Raw genomic sequence first — 15,984 nt, 5'->3', positions numbered from 1 at the left:
CACGAGGCAGAACGTAGAGACCAATATTGGATCGGCTCTAGCGAGTCGCTCGTTCGCGTGGATTGACTCGATCGAGAGTTGGCTCTTCCTTGTTCAAGCCCCCTTCTTTTGCAATATGCTGAGCTGTGGCCACAACCTGTTGAGCAGCCATCAATTGAGCATGAGAGAAATAAGGAGTGTCAGGTGTTCCGACACGGTCATACTTCAAGGCTGCCAGTTCCTGCCAACTCATTCCACTCGAAAGATGCCAGGCAGCTGCCTGAGCAGCCACTGGGTTCAGCTTGCCAGTTCCGACCATGTCGATCAAAGTCAACAGAACTGGATCGTCGCTGAACTTTGTTGAAGGACGAACGATGTATTCGCTTCGTGGATGTGGATCAATTTTTCCGTACTCCAGGCAGACTGAAACGTAAGGGACGCTGAGTGTCTTTTTCGGTGGAATTGAGAAGAATCCTCCACCGCCACCACCTTGTTGTCCACCTTGTTGTCCACCAGTTCCTCCACCACCCTGCTGTTGTCCACCACCGCCCTGTCCGCCGCCCTGTCCGCCGCCACCGTATCCACCGCCGCCACCACCAAATTGAGCGAGGGGAGAAACAATGAATCCTTGAGGCATTTTGACCGAGATCGGCTCGTCAGTTTCATTTGTCAGCAGGAGTTTCCCGCTTAAAGCATCTTTTGCGATGGGCTTCGCTTTGATCTCTCCGCTTTCCATTCCGGCGAAGAGTTCCACCTGTTTGGCGCTGGGGTCGAATTTTGTTTTAGTGAGAGGTCGACCGGCTTCAACAGCTTGAGTCGCAACGACATGTAAACCCAAGACCAGTGCAATTGATGCAATAAACCGGGCCGACTGCGGCAAGCGCGTCATAGGTTCGTCCCCTGAAAGTGAAAGATGAAGAGACACTCTCTAAAAAGAGAGTGATGTGATTGTACTAGTTGAATCGATAAGATGGCATTCATTGCGCATTGTCACACACGGGTGAGACCAACTCATATCATGTTATCGATCACACAAAGCCATGTTCAATGAAAAGTTTACGAATCTAATCGAATTCACATCATTCACTGGACCGGTTGGATGCATTATCCGCATTTCTGATAAAGACTTCGTTCCAATTTTGCTCAAGCCATGGGCAGACCGGGGGCGGACTATTAGATAAAACGTGAGGACAAGCGAGAGTTTAACAACAGGATTGGAGATTTTTTTGCCAAACCATCAGCTGTCTCCCAAAGATATCGTGGAAACAGTCCGCGTGTTGCGAAACCGCATCAATGAGAGGTTTCCTGATGCGGGACTCACCACAGTGTGCGAAGAACTGCTCAAAATCGCCGAACAGGCAAGTCAGCGGTCAATCGCCATCGGTCGGCCCATGCTGGGTGTTCGAATCCTCTCCGGATGTGTTATCGCAGCGATTCTCATCGGAGTTCTGGTTATGTTTAATCTGGTAAAAATCCCGAACCAACCGATCCCCGCTTCCGAGTTTATTCAAGTTGTTGATGCTGCATTCAACGCATTGGTTCTGGTGGGGGCAACGCTTCTGTTCCTGTTCACGCTCGAAGTTCGCGTCAAACGTTCACGTGCTTTAAAGGCGATTCATGAACTTCGCTCTCTGGTCCACATCATCGATATGCACCAGCTTACAAAAGACCCGGAGCGAATGCTTTGGCGAGATGCTTCCTTTGACACCAAATCATCACCCAAGCGAACGATGAATCGATTTCAGTTGAATCGCTATCTCGATTACTGTTCGGAAATGCTCGCTCTGTGTGGAAAAGTCGCAGCCTTGTATGTTGCAAATTTCCACGACTCTCAGGCAGTCGCCGCGGTCAACGATCTGGAAAATCTCACCACCGGCCAGGGAGGAAAAATCTGGCAAAAGATTATGATCCTGCATTCGGTCCCAGAACATATTGATGAGGTCCAGCAAGTCGCTCACGCATCGCACTCCAGCAACCGAGAACAGAGTGAGACGAACTCATCGAGTGGAAATATTTTGCCGGACACTTCAAGAGATTCCGACGAGAAAAGTGCCCCCGATTCGATAATGAAATGATTCTTCCACCGATGAAAACTATCCGACTACGCATTGCCTACGAGGGGACCAACTACGCCGGTTGGCAGACTCAACCAAATCAACGGACGATTCAAGGTGAAGTCGAACGTGCGATTCAAAAATTGACGGGGCAGTCTGTGAGCCTGCTTTGTGCTGGTCGAACCGATTCCGGTGTGCATGCTTTGGGACAAGTTGCAAGTTTTCGCAGCGACTTCAGTATCCCCCCCAATCGATGGCGGCCCGCGCTCCAATCAAAACTTCCTGACGACATCGTCATACTCGAATCGGACGAAGTCCCGGAAGATTTTCATGCAACATTTGCCGCGAAATCGAAACGGTATCGATACGTCATTTACAACAGCGTTGTCGACCATCCATTCTGGCGACGATTCGTCTGGAGAATCAGTCAAAAGCTGGATGCCGAGGCAATGAATGAAGCCGCTCAAAGTCTTGTCGGGAAGCATGACTTTCGCAGCTTTGAATCGCACTGGCCAAACAAGGCAACTTCAATCAGGACCATCAAAGAGTTGTCGGTTCACCGGAGCGCTAAATGGGATTTGTGGTCACCAGAGCATACGCGAAGCCAGTCGAAGCGCGAATTACAGAATCAGTCGCAGAGTGGTGATGGCGACTTCATTTGTCTGGAAATTGAAGCTGATGGCTTCCTCTATAATATGGTGAGAACCATCATGGGAACACTCGTGAACGTTGGTCGCGGAACCTGGACTGCCGCCGATATTGAAAGAATTCTCCATGCTCAGGACCGAACGATCGCAGGTGGAACCGCGCCGGCATCGGGACTGTTTATGGCACAGGTTTACTACGATGTGTGAAGCGAGAGGATTCCGAGAGCGGCATACACTTTGGGGTCGACGCAGGTTTTCGAAGTTTCTTTGCGTTTCAGCCAAGCTCCGATTTTCTTCAGTGGGATGACATGCACTTTGATCTCTTCCGTTTCGTCGCCGCCCCCCTCTTCGACTTGCTCGACATCGCTGGCTAAGTAAAAGTCGATCATTTCTGTGGTCATTCCAGCTGAGGAAGGTCCAGAGAAAATGTACTTGAAAGCCCCATGGGCAAAACCTGTTTCTTCAATCAGTTCGCGACGCGCAGCGGTTTCGAACGACTCCTGTTCTTCACCGGCGATGTCCCCCGCGAGGCCTGCGGGAAGGTCAACAACTTTCTTTTGAACTGGTGGTCGGAACTGTTCTGTGAGAACCAGTTGCTGATCCGCCGTGACGGCGACAATCGCGACGACTCCGGTTCCTTGAGTCCGCGCGGCAAATTCCCAATGACCACGCTTTTGCAGTTGCAAATGTTTGCCTTGGTAGAGTGTCTCGATCTGTTTTCTTGCCATCGTGGGAACCCGATTCGATATGCGTTAAGCAGCGCGGTTTTTCATTGACTGATTGGTCGAATCCGTTTTGCTCAATCGATTCACGAGAACTTCAGCTGCTCGTTGAACGCCGCCTGTTTCAACAATTGCTTTCGCAATGACGGTCAGTTGTTTTCGAGTCTCATCAACTAACTCCGGATGCGAAATCCATTCGTCGAGTTGTGCGGTCATCCGGTCGATGTGTCTACTTTGCTGTCGTACGAGCGGATACTCCGGCATGATCGCTCGATTCGCAATCAGATTCGGCAGCGACATATAATCGACAGTCAGCAATGCTTTGCAGAGTAAGTATGTTGTTAACGTGCCTCGATACATGACGATCGCTGGCGTCTTTCTGGCGAGAAGTTCCAGGCTGACAGACCCTGAAACGATCAGGCAAAAATCAGCTGCCTCGATCACTTCCGCAGTCTTGTTGAGATGCAGGTTGATTGGTAGTTGAGCATCATATTCATTCAGGAGTTTAGAACACTGATCGAAGTGCCATTTTTTGTAGCAGGCAACTTGAAACTGGATGTTCGGATGTTTTTCATAGAGAGCAGTCATCACGTCCAGCATGACAGGGAAGTTGCGGAGGACTTCCTGCTTACGTGATCCCGGGAGAATCCCGATTGTTTGCAAATCGTCCGATGACATCTTCGCGAGAGTTGTGGTATCGAGTGGATGTTCTGCGACTTCGTCAAAGAACGGGTGACCGACGTACTCGACGTCCACGCCATGTTTTTTGTACCACTCCGCTTCGAACGGAAGGACTGAAAGAATACAGTCAACAAAGCGATGAACTTTACGAATCCGCCAGGGAGCCCACGCCCAAAGTTGCGGCGGACAGTAGTAGTAAACGGGAATTCCAATTTCTTTAGCTGCTCTGGCAATCCACCAGTTGAACCCCGGAAAATCGACGAGGACCACTGCGTCGGGCTTTTGGAGACGCAGATATTCTTTGGCATCCTGGACCAGCCCGTAGAACTTGCGAAGCAGGGGCAAAACCTGCCCGATGCCCATCACAGCCAAATCGGTCAGTTGATACAGGCAATCAAAACCTTCAGCCTGCATTTCGGGGCCACCGAAGCCACTAAAGCGAGCATCTGGTACTCGCCGAGAGAATTCTCGCATTAACTCAGCGGCATGCTGATCGCCACTCGGTTCACCTACAGATAAAAAAACGTGCATCGCTGCGTCCCTGCATCCACGACGTATTGAGATATCCGGGAATTCTATCACAGAGTAAAAAACATGGCAGCGCGAGTTTTTGTGTGGGAAACAGCGACTTCAACGCAAAAAAAGAGCCGAATCGGGTCTCCGATTCGGCTCTGAAACATCAAAATCAGTGAGTTTTTCAGACACTCACATTGATCTCGTAGCCCTTGCGTTGTTCACGCTCTTGCATGGCGCGTGCGGATGAGTCGTTTGTAATTTCCTCTTTCCTGGCATCCCATTCGAGGGTTTTGTCCAGGCGAATAGCGATATTGGCCAGATGGCAAGTACTCATCGCTTTATGGTGAGTCCAGACATCAGAGATCGGTTTTTCGCGAGTTTGCACACAATTGATGAAGTTCTCCATGTGGCTGGTCGGTTTGCCACCATAGACTTTTTCGATCGCACCATCGGGAAGTGGGTTGTCCTTGAGGTCTTCGAAAGGCTTCCCTTTAATCGCGCTGCGAGAGACATGAAAACGCCCTTTCGTGCCTTCGAACAGAATCCCGTTTCCATCTTTTGATTCATTGACAATGTGCATTTCGACACCGTTTCCGAACATAACTTTGACATCGAATTCGGTTGCAGCGTTGTAGCGGTCGTCGAGTTCCGGCATCCCGTTTTTAAACGGAACCGGGTGTTTGTGGCTGATCGGTTCAATCAGGGTCGGACCTTGATCTGGAGCTTGCTGGTCAATCGCCCACTGTGCGATATCAACATGATGTGCGCCCCAATCTGTCATTTTGCCGCCCGAGTATTCGTACCACCAGCGGAATTCATAGTGGCAACGAGTTTTCCCCCAGCGACCATCATCTTTAAAACGGAAGTCGACCAAGGGAGTCTGTCCCAGCCATTTTTCCCAGTTCAATCCTTCAGGGGCATCCGCAACTGGAATCGGTCCACTTCCGGTCGACCCACCGATATTGCAGGTCACTTTCTTGACGTCCCCAATGCGTCCGTCACGAATCATGGCAATTGCTTGCAGGAATCTCTGACCCATTTCGGTTCGCTGTTGAGTCCCAACCTGGAAAACTCGCTTGGTCTCGTTGAGAACCTTGATAATTTGTTTTCCTTCGTGGATCGTCAACGTCAGTGGTTTCTCGCAGTAGACATCCTTTCCAGCTTGCATTGCTTCGATGGCGATTTTTGAATGCCAGTGATCCGGCGTCACAATAGTGACAAGATCAATGTCATCTCGTTCGAGGATTTTTTGATAATCTTCGTAGACATCGACCTCGGTCGGACGCCCTGCCTTCTCGTGAATGGCCTGAACTTTCTTCCTTCCTGCTTGAGCATGATTCGCATCGACATCAGCAACTGCGAGACAATCAGCAAAGACATACGCAGCTGGTCCGACTGCATTCCAACGGCTTCCCGTACCGATTGAGCCGACCGTCATTCGTTCGTTCGGACTTTTTGCGGCAGCTTCTGCTAAAGTCATTTTCGTCGAAAACCAGTATGGCATTGTCGCTCCGGCTGCAGCTGCCAGAGTTCCGGTTTTCAAAAAATCGCGGCGAGTCGATTGTGGCGTTTTCAAAGATCGCTCCTGCTTGATTTGCTCGTTGGTTTATGAAATTGATGAACTGTCGAGAAGCCAGCTGTCTCACAAAAGTGTAAGCCATCTGAAGAATTAAAATCTGACTGAATAAGTCGCTAGTATGATTCGAATGGATTTCGGCATCTGAAAATGTCGCACAAGTTTCATTGCTCTTACCTTGCCCGTCGACTCCAATCCCTTGACCAGCGACCTGACAGAGGCTCTTCTTTCAGTTGCGGTCTTTACGCCGCACGAGGGATGATAATGTAACGCATCTATGACCAGTGATGCAAAATAGTCAAGAAAAATGACAGCGATTCAATGATGACAATGCAAATATTCCGGGCTTTAAGCTGGTTTCACCGATCGCTCGGTTCGAAAACGATTCTTGTGATCATGGCGTTCGCCTTTGCTAACTCGGCTCGAACTGAAGCTCAGGAAAATCCTTGGGCTCGCCAACTTCAGCAACTTGAATTCTCAATGCAGGCCAATGCTGAGTTGGGGCAAAAGTCGTTTGTGGCGATTGCAGTCTCGCAAACCGAGCTTCAGCAAACTGATCCCGGAACGGTTTTTGAAAACCTACTGAATCCCGAAAGTGGTCAATTACCCGCGAGTGTTGGTGGAGGAGTTGTCGTCGATGTTCAAGGGTCTTCGATCAAGATACTCACCACGGCACATCTACTGGATCGTTTTTTGCCGACGCCAGAAGGAAGCCCTGCATCGAAAATCTATGTTCGAGCGGGGACTCAGGAGACAGCTCTCGCAAGGGTCATTGCTTCAGACCCGCGAAGCGATCTCGCAGTGCTTCAAGTTGAATTCCCCCGCCTTGAAAAAAGTTCGGGCGAGATCGTCGCTGTTCGATTTCCCAAGAAGTTCAATCCGCGAAAAGGAACTTTCTTATCCGCAATCGGGACTCCCTGGTCCATTGCAAAGGATAGATCATCGAGTATTCAACTGGGGCTGATTTCAAACCTCAGCCGTAGACAATCTCAAGACAACTCAACTCCGGTAGTAGAACGGACTCTGCATGATTTGGGAACGTTGCTCGAAGTCTCCCATCTTGATCCACAAACTTCGAGCGGGACTCTCTTGCTGAATCTGGATGGCGAATTTTCCGGGCTTGTCACATCTATTGCAACGCCTGATGACCAACGGGTGACGACTTCTTACGCCATTCCGATGACGCCCGGAATCGTCAGAATTGTGAATGAGTTGAAGCAGGGATACGAGGTGAATTACGGTTTTCTGGGTATCAGTCCGGAAACCTCACGGCCCGAAGAACTTCAAGGTCTCGACCTCAACCATGAGGCCGAGACCGCTGTCATTGTTTCCCGAGTTGCCAGAAATTCCCCAGCTGAAAAGTCTGGAATTCAACGTGAAGATTTCATTCTCCAGGTCAACGGCACTCCCATCGGAACGAACTCAGATCTCGTGCGCGAGATCGGATTGGTGCCACCGGGAGAGTCGGCAGAGGTTGTGCTCTACCGACTTAACGAAGGTGAGAAACGAATTTCGGTCAGACTCGGAAAGTGGCCGATCTATGACGACTCAAAACTTGTCGCGACGCAGCGGAAATTTCCAGCTTGGAGAGGTCTCGAAGTCGATTACCCGACCGGTCGAAGACGCTATTTGCGGGACCGTTTTCTGTCAGAATTTCCCAATGGTGTCGTCGTTTCGCACGTCGAACCAGACTCACTCGCAGCCCAGGCCGGCCTGCAAGTTGGGCAGTTCATCCAGAGTGTTGCCGGCCAAATGATCAACTCTCCCGAGGAATTTCATGCTGTGATGAAAGAGCAAAATGGAAAGGTTCCAGCCTCTCTTGCCTCCGGAGCGGAAATCATCATCGAAGCTCCTTAACGACACTTCCCAGTTTTTGTGCCCAGAAAGATTCCACTTGCCGCCCCAGAGACGCTATGCAATTCATGACTCAATTGACATTTTGCGAACGGCGAATTTGTCTTCATCAGGAACTTTCTTGAGTATCATTTTGGGAGACGATCGAGCAAACTCAGCGACGACTGACGAATTCGTTGCCGGTCACTGAAATTTTGACCATGTTGTCAAAATTTGTTCTCGCTGAGAAATTTTCGTTTTTTAATATTCTGAAACTTGTTGCGAACTGAACAGGTATAAACTGCTGTTAAGGGAATACGAGTGTCGGAGGAACCTGTGGATCTCGCTCAACGCTGCCTCGCTGGGGATCAGAACGCGCTGCGCGAATTTGTTGAAGTTTTTCAGCAACAGGTTTTTGGCCTCTGTTTCAGAATGTTAGGGCACCGTCAGGATGCGGAAGATACTGCCCAGGAATCACTTGCGCGTGCTGTGAAATACCTGAAGAGCTGGGATTCAACACAACCACTCCGGCCTTGGGTCTTGAAAATTGCCGCAAATCGATGTCGAACAGCACTTGGCAAGCGAGCCAGGCTCCCAAAGACAGTCGGTGAATCGAACGATTTCGGAGCAGAATCTGAGTTTCCACAACTGGGATTAGCTGAAGAATTGAATCAGGCGCTGGATGTTCTGAAAGACGAACACCGAGAATGCTTCGTCATGTTTTATCAGCAGGAACTCAGCATTCAGGAAATTTCAGCGGTTTTGGAAATCAAGGAAGGGACAATTAAAACGTGGTTACACAGAAGTCGAAAGCTCCTCGCAGAGCATTTAATGAAACGCGGAATTGAACCAAATTCACATTAATTGACCACGGTAACTGACCACGACCACCGAATGAGCGAGAACCACTCGTCAGCGGAGGTGATTGTTACTGAGCAGCAATGGAGCGGCAAACGAAGTTCACAGGGTGATTTTCAAAGCTCGTTAGAATATGACGATGAAATTTGTTGGAAGAAAGAGATGACAACTTGCGAAACATTTCGACAACGACTCGACCAGCGGGTCGAGGAACGTGACGACTTGACCCCGGAACTTGTCGACCATTTCCACTCTTGCGACTCGCCAGAGTGCCAAACTCACTTTGCTGAGTATCAACTCTTAAACGCAGCCATCGAAGACTGGAAAGCAGTTCTGCCGCAAATCGATTTTGTTGATGCCGTTGTCGGTGACGTCAAACCTGCCATGAAACCTGTCATGGTGATCGCGACAATTCCGCCTCAGACTCGTTCACAAACCGAGCCATTGAGCCACTCGCAAAGAGCCGAGTCCAGAACAACTTCTCTTATTTCCCTGACGACTGTTCTCGCAGTTTTGTCGTTGTGTCTTCTTCTGGTGATTGGAAGTGTCCCGAGAACAACTCGGCAAATTGCTCAAAATCCCCCAGTGAAGGAAACCTCGATGGCTTCAAGCGGGAACGAGACGGACGTCGAAAAGAGTGAAATGCAGGCCGAAGCTGAACTCCGTGAACTTGGCAAGACTTATGGCAGTTGGGTTCAGGGAGCTGCAAACAAGCTGACGGACACAATGGCTGTCGGATTCAACGACGCTTCCGTTCAACCGAAAAAGTCGCACGACTGGTTCACGAATCTGTCTGAACAGATGGAACCAATCGAGTCCAAACTTGACGCCACCTTCAAGCTCATCCTGGAAGAGAATTCTTCAGAAATGGATGACCAGACGTTTACTCCGACTCGCAGTCAAAACGAGTACTTGGGGTTATTCCTGTCGAAGTCGATGTCCTTGAAGCCGTTGTTCACTTTAATACTTGTGTAAGTGTATTCCTCGAGCAACGGGGCTTTTTGTCCCGGGGCCGCCGGGAATCCATAGTTCTCTACACGAACCGGCAAGCGTGTTGTTTTCTCAAAGAATACACGAGTGAGATGATACGGAAACTGTTTTCTGGGACGCGGGTGTGACACTTCCACCACCTCGCAATCTGCCCCGCCAATCTTCGCGTTCGGGTAAAATTTGACGTCAACCTCACCATATTTGGACTCGAGTTCCCATTGAGCAATGACGAGTTGGATGAGGTTCTTCATCCCCGCTTGAGTAATGGGATGCCGTGTTTCTGCCATCACTTTGGGGCTATTCACCGCAAGTGAAACTGTCCCAACCAGTGACGAAAGCCCACTTGCTTCATGAGCGAGCAGCTTTCCCTGATTCTGCCCAGCGACATATAACACTTCGCGTCCGGGAGCGGGATCAATGAATTTCAAGTACACGCTAAACGGCTGATGCCGCAACCGAAAGACTGTCTGTTGAGTCACAAGTTTATTGTTGACGAACTCACGCCGAGTGAATTGACACTCGTAATCCTGGACACGATTCAGAACGGCGAGAGATTCGTTCGCCATCTTAAGCGCTGGTGCGAGTGGGTGTTCTTTGGATTGCTCCTGCCCGAAAGCAGGGCTGTTCAGAAACAAGCTGCACACAAAAATTGTCTTCAGGCTTGATTGAAGCACGTTGGGCAATCTCCTCATGGTCGCACTCTTTAACGTTTCAGTCATGAAGTCCATGTCATTCAGCTCCAGCGATGCTCTTTCTGTGATCTGTCCTTAATCACACGTAAGTCAGGATCGACTGCTCTTCAGAGCACTTTCAATGTTTGTCGCGCCTATGAAGATCACTTGAATCACTTCACAGACTGCCCGCCACGAGGCATAACACAAAGACCAATACTGGATTTGCTTTAGAGTCCTTGAGAACTTGTCCGCAAACCTGAACTTGGCTTCTCAAACTTGGTTTCTCAAACACCGAGAAAATTCTTCACCATAAAAGTCTCCGGCAAGAAACTCCTTCGCTCTCGCCAAACCTGCTGAATCGATCTCAAACTTCCAGTGAATCAAAGTCGCATCAGGAGTCGTGCAAGGGGTATTTCGAATCCGCTCACACTCTTTCTGAAAGCGCTGTGATTAACTGGAACAACGAGAACTTCGTCAGGTTCAGTTCGACCTCTATGCCTCAGCACTCGATTTGCAGAGACTTTGCTTCAGCCAGAATCTTCATTGGTGCGGTGTATCCTACAGATTTTCGCTCCAAGCGGGAGAGGAATATCGACAATTCGCCCCCTCAATCAGTCTGATCTGAAAGATTATTGGTTCCGTCATCTGTTTAAATCGCATGTCAAGATCTCTTTCAGCCAGAAACCTGGACCGCCACAGAGACTTATTGACTCAATTTTCGAAACCGCCGTATACTCCGCGCCTGTCTTCATGATTCAGAATCGACTCGGCGACCCCTTTGGTTTCCGTATCTTTTTTGAATCCCTCCAGTTACGACGATTCGTCGTGTCCATTTCCCCATCCTGACCTCAACTCGCGAACGGATTCCGAGTGTCCCCCACCCGACCGCATTCCGCTGGATGCGTATTGGTGATGCTTTGCTGCTGGCTAAGCATCTCGGGATCGTTGTCTGCCCAGACATCACCGGCTGGACACTCTCTTGGTTCGCAACCCTCTATGAATTCAGAGGTTCAGCAGATTGGAACATCGAACCCATTACTGGAGCCGATTGAAATTCATGTTTCAATCGCGAGCCAGATTCCCAGTGACAAAGAAAAAATTCTGCTTCTACGTGGTCCCTGTCAAATTACAAAAGGGACGCAAACCTGGTCATCTCCACAAGCAGTCATTTGGCAGATTCCAAACGCCTCGGGAAAAGGGGGGCGGATCATTGCTTATCTCGATCACACTCCCGAAGTCTCACCTGTCATGCAGGAACATGGGCATCGAGAAACACGACCTTCGTTCTTTCTTGAACTCGAAACGGATGTCTCGATTGCTTATTCCGGTCCAAATCCGGTTACTGTTCCGGGAGCGAAAAATGATCCGGTTTATCTGAGAGCGGTTGAGCATCGCAAAAAATCGACTGGATCAATTCAACAAGTGCAGAACACAACCCTGGCTCAAGCTCAGTCGGGGCCTGCATTGCCAATGCTTGGCTCACCATATCGCCGTCGAGTTACAATTGGCCCACGATTCCTTGGTGAACGTTTCCAGGCGAAAGCGGACTTCATTGAGAGTTCGGTTCAGCCAGAATATGTGATCACAGTCACGGGCGGAGTCAATATTGTCATTGACAATGTTCCGTTGACGATCAACGGTCAAACGTTTTTGACACGCATCGACTTGAGCGCAGACCGGGCTGTGGTCTGGACTGACGCCGATCGAATTGGCGACCTTGAAGGCTTTGAGATTGACGAGAACACCCCGTTCGAAGTCTTCCTGGAAGGAGATATTGTTGTTCGCCAGGGGGCGAGTAAAATCAAAGCTTCCCGTGCGTTTTACGACATCAGCCAGCGACGTGGTCTGCTAGTCGATGCGGAAATCCGTACGCAAGTCCCAGAATACGATGGGTCAATCCGTTTGCGAGCAGCGGAAGTTCGCCAATTTTCCGCAATGAATTTCCATGCTCGGAATGCATACTTTACGACAAGCGAGTTCGGACAACCGAAGTACCGTATCGAGTCGAGCGACATCTTCCTCGAAGAACGACCTTCGATCTTTCCGAATGCTATCGACCCGGCAACGGGTCTGCCTGATCCCAGCACGCTCTGGATCACCAGCCACAACAATCGACTCTTCATTGAAAATGTGCCAGTCTTCAATTCTCCATATTTGACTGGACCAGCTGAAGATCCGCGTATCCCGATCACCGAACTCAATTTCGGATACTCCGGTGTGTTTGGAGCCGAACTCGAAACTGCGTGGAACCTTGAAGGACTTCTCGGTCTGGAGTTACCTGAGGGGACCGATCTCAACCTGGAGGTCGATTACTTTTCAGAGCGAGGACCAGCAGCCGGGCTTCAATCAGAGTACGATTCGTATGCAACATTGTTTGGTGCACCCGCGCATCACTCCGGGATGAGTCACTTCTATTACATCAATGATGGTGGAGTCGACAACCTGGGGCTGGGGCGTAGAAGCCTCGCACCTCCAAATGAAAACCGAGGCCGTATTCTGTGGAGAAACGAAACGGAACTGACCCCGTTCACTTCGATCTTCGCTGAGGTGGGGCACGTCTTCAACAACGACAGAAACTTCCAGGAGCAATGGTACGAAGAAGAGTGGGATCGAGACAAAGACCTGGAGAACAAGATTTCTCTGGAACATCAATACGACAATCTCACGACGAGCATCACCGGAGCGATTCGGTCAAATGACTTTGCGAATCAGACCGACTGGCTACCGAGGGCAGACATTACTCTTCTCGGACAACCGATTTTCAATTCTCCGATCAACTGGAGCATGCACTCCGCAATTGGATATGGAAGATTACACCAGGCATCTCCACCCCCAGATCCTGCTGCTGACCCATTCGTTCCTCTGGACTACTTCGCAGATTCCGAAGGACTCGTCGCCCATTCACGTCATGAATTAACCCTGCCCTTCAATGCTGGACCTGTGAAAGTTGTCCCATATGCGTTAGGCGAAGTGGCCCACTGGCAAGAGGATCTCACCGGTCAAGACCTGACGCGCTGGTATGGAAGTGCCGGAGTTCGAGCAAGCATTCAGTTTGCCAAGTACATGCCACACGTGCAAAGCTCAATCCTCGGGCTGAACGGTCTCGCACACAAAGTGACGTATGATCTCGACTACTACTTCGCAGAAGCGTCGGAAGACCTTGATCGAATTCCACAATACAATACGTTCGATGAAAACGCCCAAGAGAGATTCCGGTCTCGCTTCCAGGTACTCGAATTCGGGGGAGTCTTACCAGATGTCTATGATCCCCGATTGTATGCCGTTCGATCAGGTGCAGGACGATCTGTCACTGCCCCCTATAATGAACTCGTCGACGATCAGCATGCATTGCGATTAGGAATGCATCATCGCTGGCAAACTAAAGTTGGTCCACCAGAGAACCCACGGATTGTAGACTGGATGGAACTGGACCTGGGGCTGACTTATTTCCCCGATGCCGAAGAAGATAACTTTGGGGAAGACTTCGGATTACTGACCAGCCGCTACGCCTGGCACGTTGGTCCCCGGACATCTGTTCTGGCAAGTGGAGCGTTTGACTTCTTTGACATGGGTCAGCGAGTTTGGAATGTCGGACTCCTCAGCCAGCGTTCTGAGCGAGGAAGCATTTACTTCGGATACCGAAATCTGGAAGCTGGCCCAGTCGAAAGCCAACTTCTCACAAGTAGTCTTTCTTACGTCATGAGCCCGAATCTCTATGTCGCAACTTTTGGAGCTTCGTATGATATCGCCGAAGGGATTGACCGGGGTCAATCGCTAACGGTCACCCGCATCAGTGAGAACTTTCTGCTCCACTTCGGTCTCGGGTACGATCGCAGTAAAGACAACGTTGGTGTCGCTCTTTCTCTCGAACCAAAGTTCGGAAGTTTCGGTCGAGGATCGATGCAGCTCAACTCCCTGCTCGGGATCGACTAAAGCAACTTGCTCGACAGCGAGCCCTGTCGAACGTGGCTCACCAGCATCCTGGCTGCATCATGAAGCCGCACGAAAACACCAGCATGGGAATTGTTCCCAGAGCATTTCCAACACAGGTCGTACCTGTGATGTTCGCCTCATGACTTCGTAGACCACTCTTCACGAGACAAAACAGAACGTAAAGTTCCGGAAGAGACCAGCGTTATTTTCGCTTCGCTTCAGCCTCATCATCTTTTGCAACGTTGGCGTCGAAGAGACGGGCACACTGGTACTGGAACGCATCGTCATGAAGCAAGGAGAGTTTTTTGTGCGAGTTGATGATGTCGAAGCCATTAGGGCTCTTAGATTCTGTAAGCTCAGTCAATCGCTTCACTTCATCGTGGATTTGCTCGAGGATCGCATCGTACTCAGCATCTGAATTAATCATAGCACCACCTCGACAACTCCTGTGTATTCAACACCTGGAGCGTAAAATCCAATCTCTTTAGGGCGGGAGTAATCGTGAAATGCTCGCCAGAAACTTTTCAAGTTATCCACCAGGAACAGGTGGACTCCCTTTGCTTTCCAATCATTCGAGAAAGAGTAGTCTTCAATCAGGATCCGATTTTCGATGGACTGGTTGATGTGGAAGTCCTGATCAACCAGAACCGTGAGGTCAACGTCGTTTGGTGAGTCTCTGTTTGTAATGAAGCTTCCACCAAGAATGACCCGCTTCGTTTGTGCAGATCGACAGTGATCAAATACTTCTTGGAGTTCCTTCATCAGGTGGCTCCGTCTCGGGGTCCCCTCTCCAAAACGTTCTCGAAACTACTCAATTGAACACTTTAGAGTCGCTGGAAGGTAACCACCCTCCTCAAATTCTGGTAACGAGCCTTCAAAGTCTCTGGGCGATACAAGCGCTGTTCGAATTTCGGAACATGCTTTTTCAATTGACTGCCGTGCGCTCCAGCCTTTGGCCCGAAACTCGGAGATCAGCGACAGAAAAGCATTGTCGATGTCAGTACGCGATTCTGCTAGAGCCCTCTGGTCAAGTTCGTCCATCTTTACGCTGCTTGCCGTTCCTCAGGCTCATTCAGGTCAGCGACATCCTTCTGGGTCATGACATTTAGTTCTCTCAAGAATTCCTGCAAGTCACTGACCTTCAAGTTTGCACAAACTTGCTCGAAGTCAGTGGGTGTGATGTATTCAAGAAGTATTCCAGACTCTGAGATCTTCCCTACAAGCCAAGCTTCAAACCGAACACCAGCCTGTACCAACAACTGTCTCGATTCTTCGGGTAATTTCAAACGTTCCATACTTGACCTGCGTCTTGGTTGTGTGAGGTTCCGTTCACATTAGAAATGATACGTGCAGTGAAGAGGTTCCAGCAAGGTGGATTTCACCCGTGACGTTTCACGTGAAACGGCTGCAATCTTGGGATTCTGTGTCGGGTTTGCTAGAGTCCGGACTGAAAATTTCAGCGAACGGTCGTCGGAAGATGGCATCACAATCTTGGATTAGGCTTCAAAAAGGAGACAAGAG

13 protein-coding genes and 1 pseudogene are annotated in these 15,984 nt (G+C 49.8%); 6 read left to right on the top strand and 8 right to left on the bottom strand.

Annotation, left to right across the window (positions count from 1 at the left end; genetic code table 11):
* Positions 1-37: 37 nt before the first annotated feature.
* The gene (locus tag ACN0YR_RS04350) at positions 38-868 is read right to left on the bottom strand and encodes a hypothetical protein (protein WP_417847967.1); all 831 of its coding nucleotides are present in this window, start codon (positions 866-868) and stop codon (positions 38-40) included.
* 337 nt (positions 869-1,205) lie between these two features.
* On the opposite strand from ACN0YR_RS04350, the gene ACN0YR_RS04345 reads away from it, so the two are divergent.
* Together ACN0YR_RS04345 and truA are read left to right on the top strand one after the other, a co-directional pair.
* Positions 1,206-2,054, top strand: a complete 849-nt coding sequence (locus ACN0YR_RS04345; RefSeq protein ID WP_417847966.1) for a hypothetical protein — start codon at positions 1,206-1,208, stop codon at positions 2,052-2,054.
* 11 nt (positions 2,055-2,065) lie between these two features.
* Positions 2,066-2,887: a tRNA pseudouridine(38-40) synthase TruA gene (truA, locus tag ACN0YR_RS04340; RefSeq protein WP_417847965.1), complete on the top strand. Its 822-nt coding sequence runs from the start codon at positions 2,066-2,068 to the stop codon at positions 2,885-2,887.
* On the opposite strand, the gene ACN0YR_RS04335 is transcribed toward truA, so the two are convergent.
* From ACN0YR_RS04335 to ACN0YR_RS04325, 3 genes are all read right to left on the bottom strand, one after another.
* Positions 2,875-3,408 (bottom strand): NUDIX hydrolase, encoded by a 534-nt coding sequence (locus ACN0YR_RS04335; RefSeq protein WP_417847964.1) that lies wholly within the window; start codon positions 3,406-3,408, stop codon positions 2,875-2,877. The genes truA and ACN0YR_RS04335 overlap by 13 nt on opposite strands.
* Positions 3,409-3,432: 24 nt before the next feature.
* Positions 3,433-4,614, bottom strand: coding sequence for a lipid-A-disaccharide synthase (gene lpxB, locus ACN0YR_RS04330; protein WP_417847963.1), 1,182 nt, complete (start codon positions 4,612-4,614; stop codon positions 3,433-3,435).
* 166 nt (positions 4,615-4,780) lie between these two features.
* Positions 4,781-6,175: a Gfo/Idh/MocA family protein gene (locus ACN0YR_RS04325; protein ID WP_417847962.1), complete on the bottom strand. Its 1,395-nt coding sequence runs from the start codon at positions 6,173-6,175 to the stop codon at positions 4,781-4,783.
* 321 nt (positions 6,176-6,496) lie between these two features.
* On the opposite strand from ACN0YR_RS04325, the gene ACN0YR_RS04320 reads away from it, so the two are divergent.
* From ACN0YR_RS04320 to ACN0YR_RS04310, 3 genes are all read left to right on the top strand, one after another.
* On the top strand, positions 6,497-8,032 hold the full coding sequence (locus ACN0YR_RS04320) for a PDZ domain-containing protein (protein WP_417847961.1): 1,536 nt from the start codon (positions 6,497-6,499) through the stop codon (positions 8,030-8,032).
* Between the two features lie 297 nt (positions 8,033-8,329).
* Positions 8,330-8,872, top strand: a complete 543-nt coding sequence (locus tag ACN0YR_RS04315; protein ID WP_417847960.1) for an RNA polymerase sigma factor — start codon at positions 8,330-8,332, stop codon at positions 8,870-8,872.
* Positions 8,873-8,902: 30 nt separating this feature from the next.
* Positions 8,903-9,841, top strand: a complete 939-nt coding sequence (locus tag ACN0YR_RS04310) for a hypothetical protein (RefSeq protein WP_417847959.1) — start codon at positions 8,903-8,905, stop codon at positions 9,839-9,841.
* Here ACN0YR_RS04310 and ACN0YR_RS04305 read toward each other — a convergent pair.
* The gene (locus ACN0YR_RS04305) at positions 9,766-10,530 is read right to left on the bottom strand and encodes a DUF1571 domain-containing protein (protein ID WP_417847958.1); all 765 of its coding nucleotides are present in this window, start codon (positions 10,528-10,530) and stop codon (positions 9,766-9,768) included. The genes ACN0YR_RS04310 and ACN0YR_RS04305 overlap by 76 nt on opposite strands.
* Before the next feature lie 996 nt (positions 10,531-11,526).
* Between ACN0YR_RS04305 and ACN0YR_RS04300 the strand changes: the two genes are divergently transcribed.
* Positions 11,527-14,463: a hypothetical protein gene (locus ACN0YR_RS04300; protein WP_417847957.1), complete on the top strand. Its 2,937-nt coding sequence runs from the start codon at positions 11,527-11,529 to the stop codon at positions 14,461-14,463.
* Between the two features lie 202 nt (positions 14,464-14,665).
* On the opposite strand, the gene ACN0YR_RS04295 is transcribed toward ACN0YR_RS04300, so the two are convergent.
* From ACN0YR_RS04295 to ACN0YR_RS04285, 3 genes and pseudogenes are all read right to left on the bottom strand, one after another.
* On the bottom strand, positions 14,666-14,890 hold the full coding sequence (locus ACN0YR_RS04295; RefSeq protein ID WP_417847956.1) for a hypothetical protein: 225 nt from the start codon (positions 14,888-14,890) through the stop codon (positions 14,666-14,668).
* Positions 14,887-15,258 (bottom strand): annotated as a pseudogene (locus ACN0YR_RS04290) (DUF6932 family protein); the annotation flags it as partial. The pseudogene ACN0YR_RS04290 and the gene ACN0YR_RS04295, both read right to left, overlap by 4 nt.
* A gap of 248 nt (positions 15,259-15,506) precedes the next feature.
* Positions 15,507-15,758 (bottom strand): hypothetical protein, encoded by a 252-nt coding sequence (locus ACN0YR_RS04285; protein WP_417847955.1) that lies wholly within the window; start codon positions 15,756-15,758, stop codon positions 15,507-15,509.
* Positions 15,759-15,984 lie beyond the last annotated feature (226 nt).

This window comes from Thalassoglobus sp. (assembly GCF_048270125.1).
Lineage (GTDB): Bacteria > Planctomycetota > Planctomycetia > Planctomycetales > Planctomycetaceae > Thalassoglobus.
The sequence above is the reverse complement of the archived record's forward strand: the minus strand, read 5'-3'. Positions and strand labels throughout refer to the sequence as shown.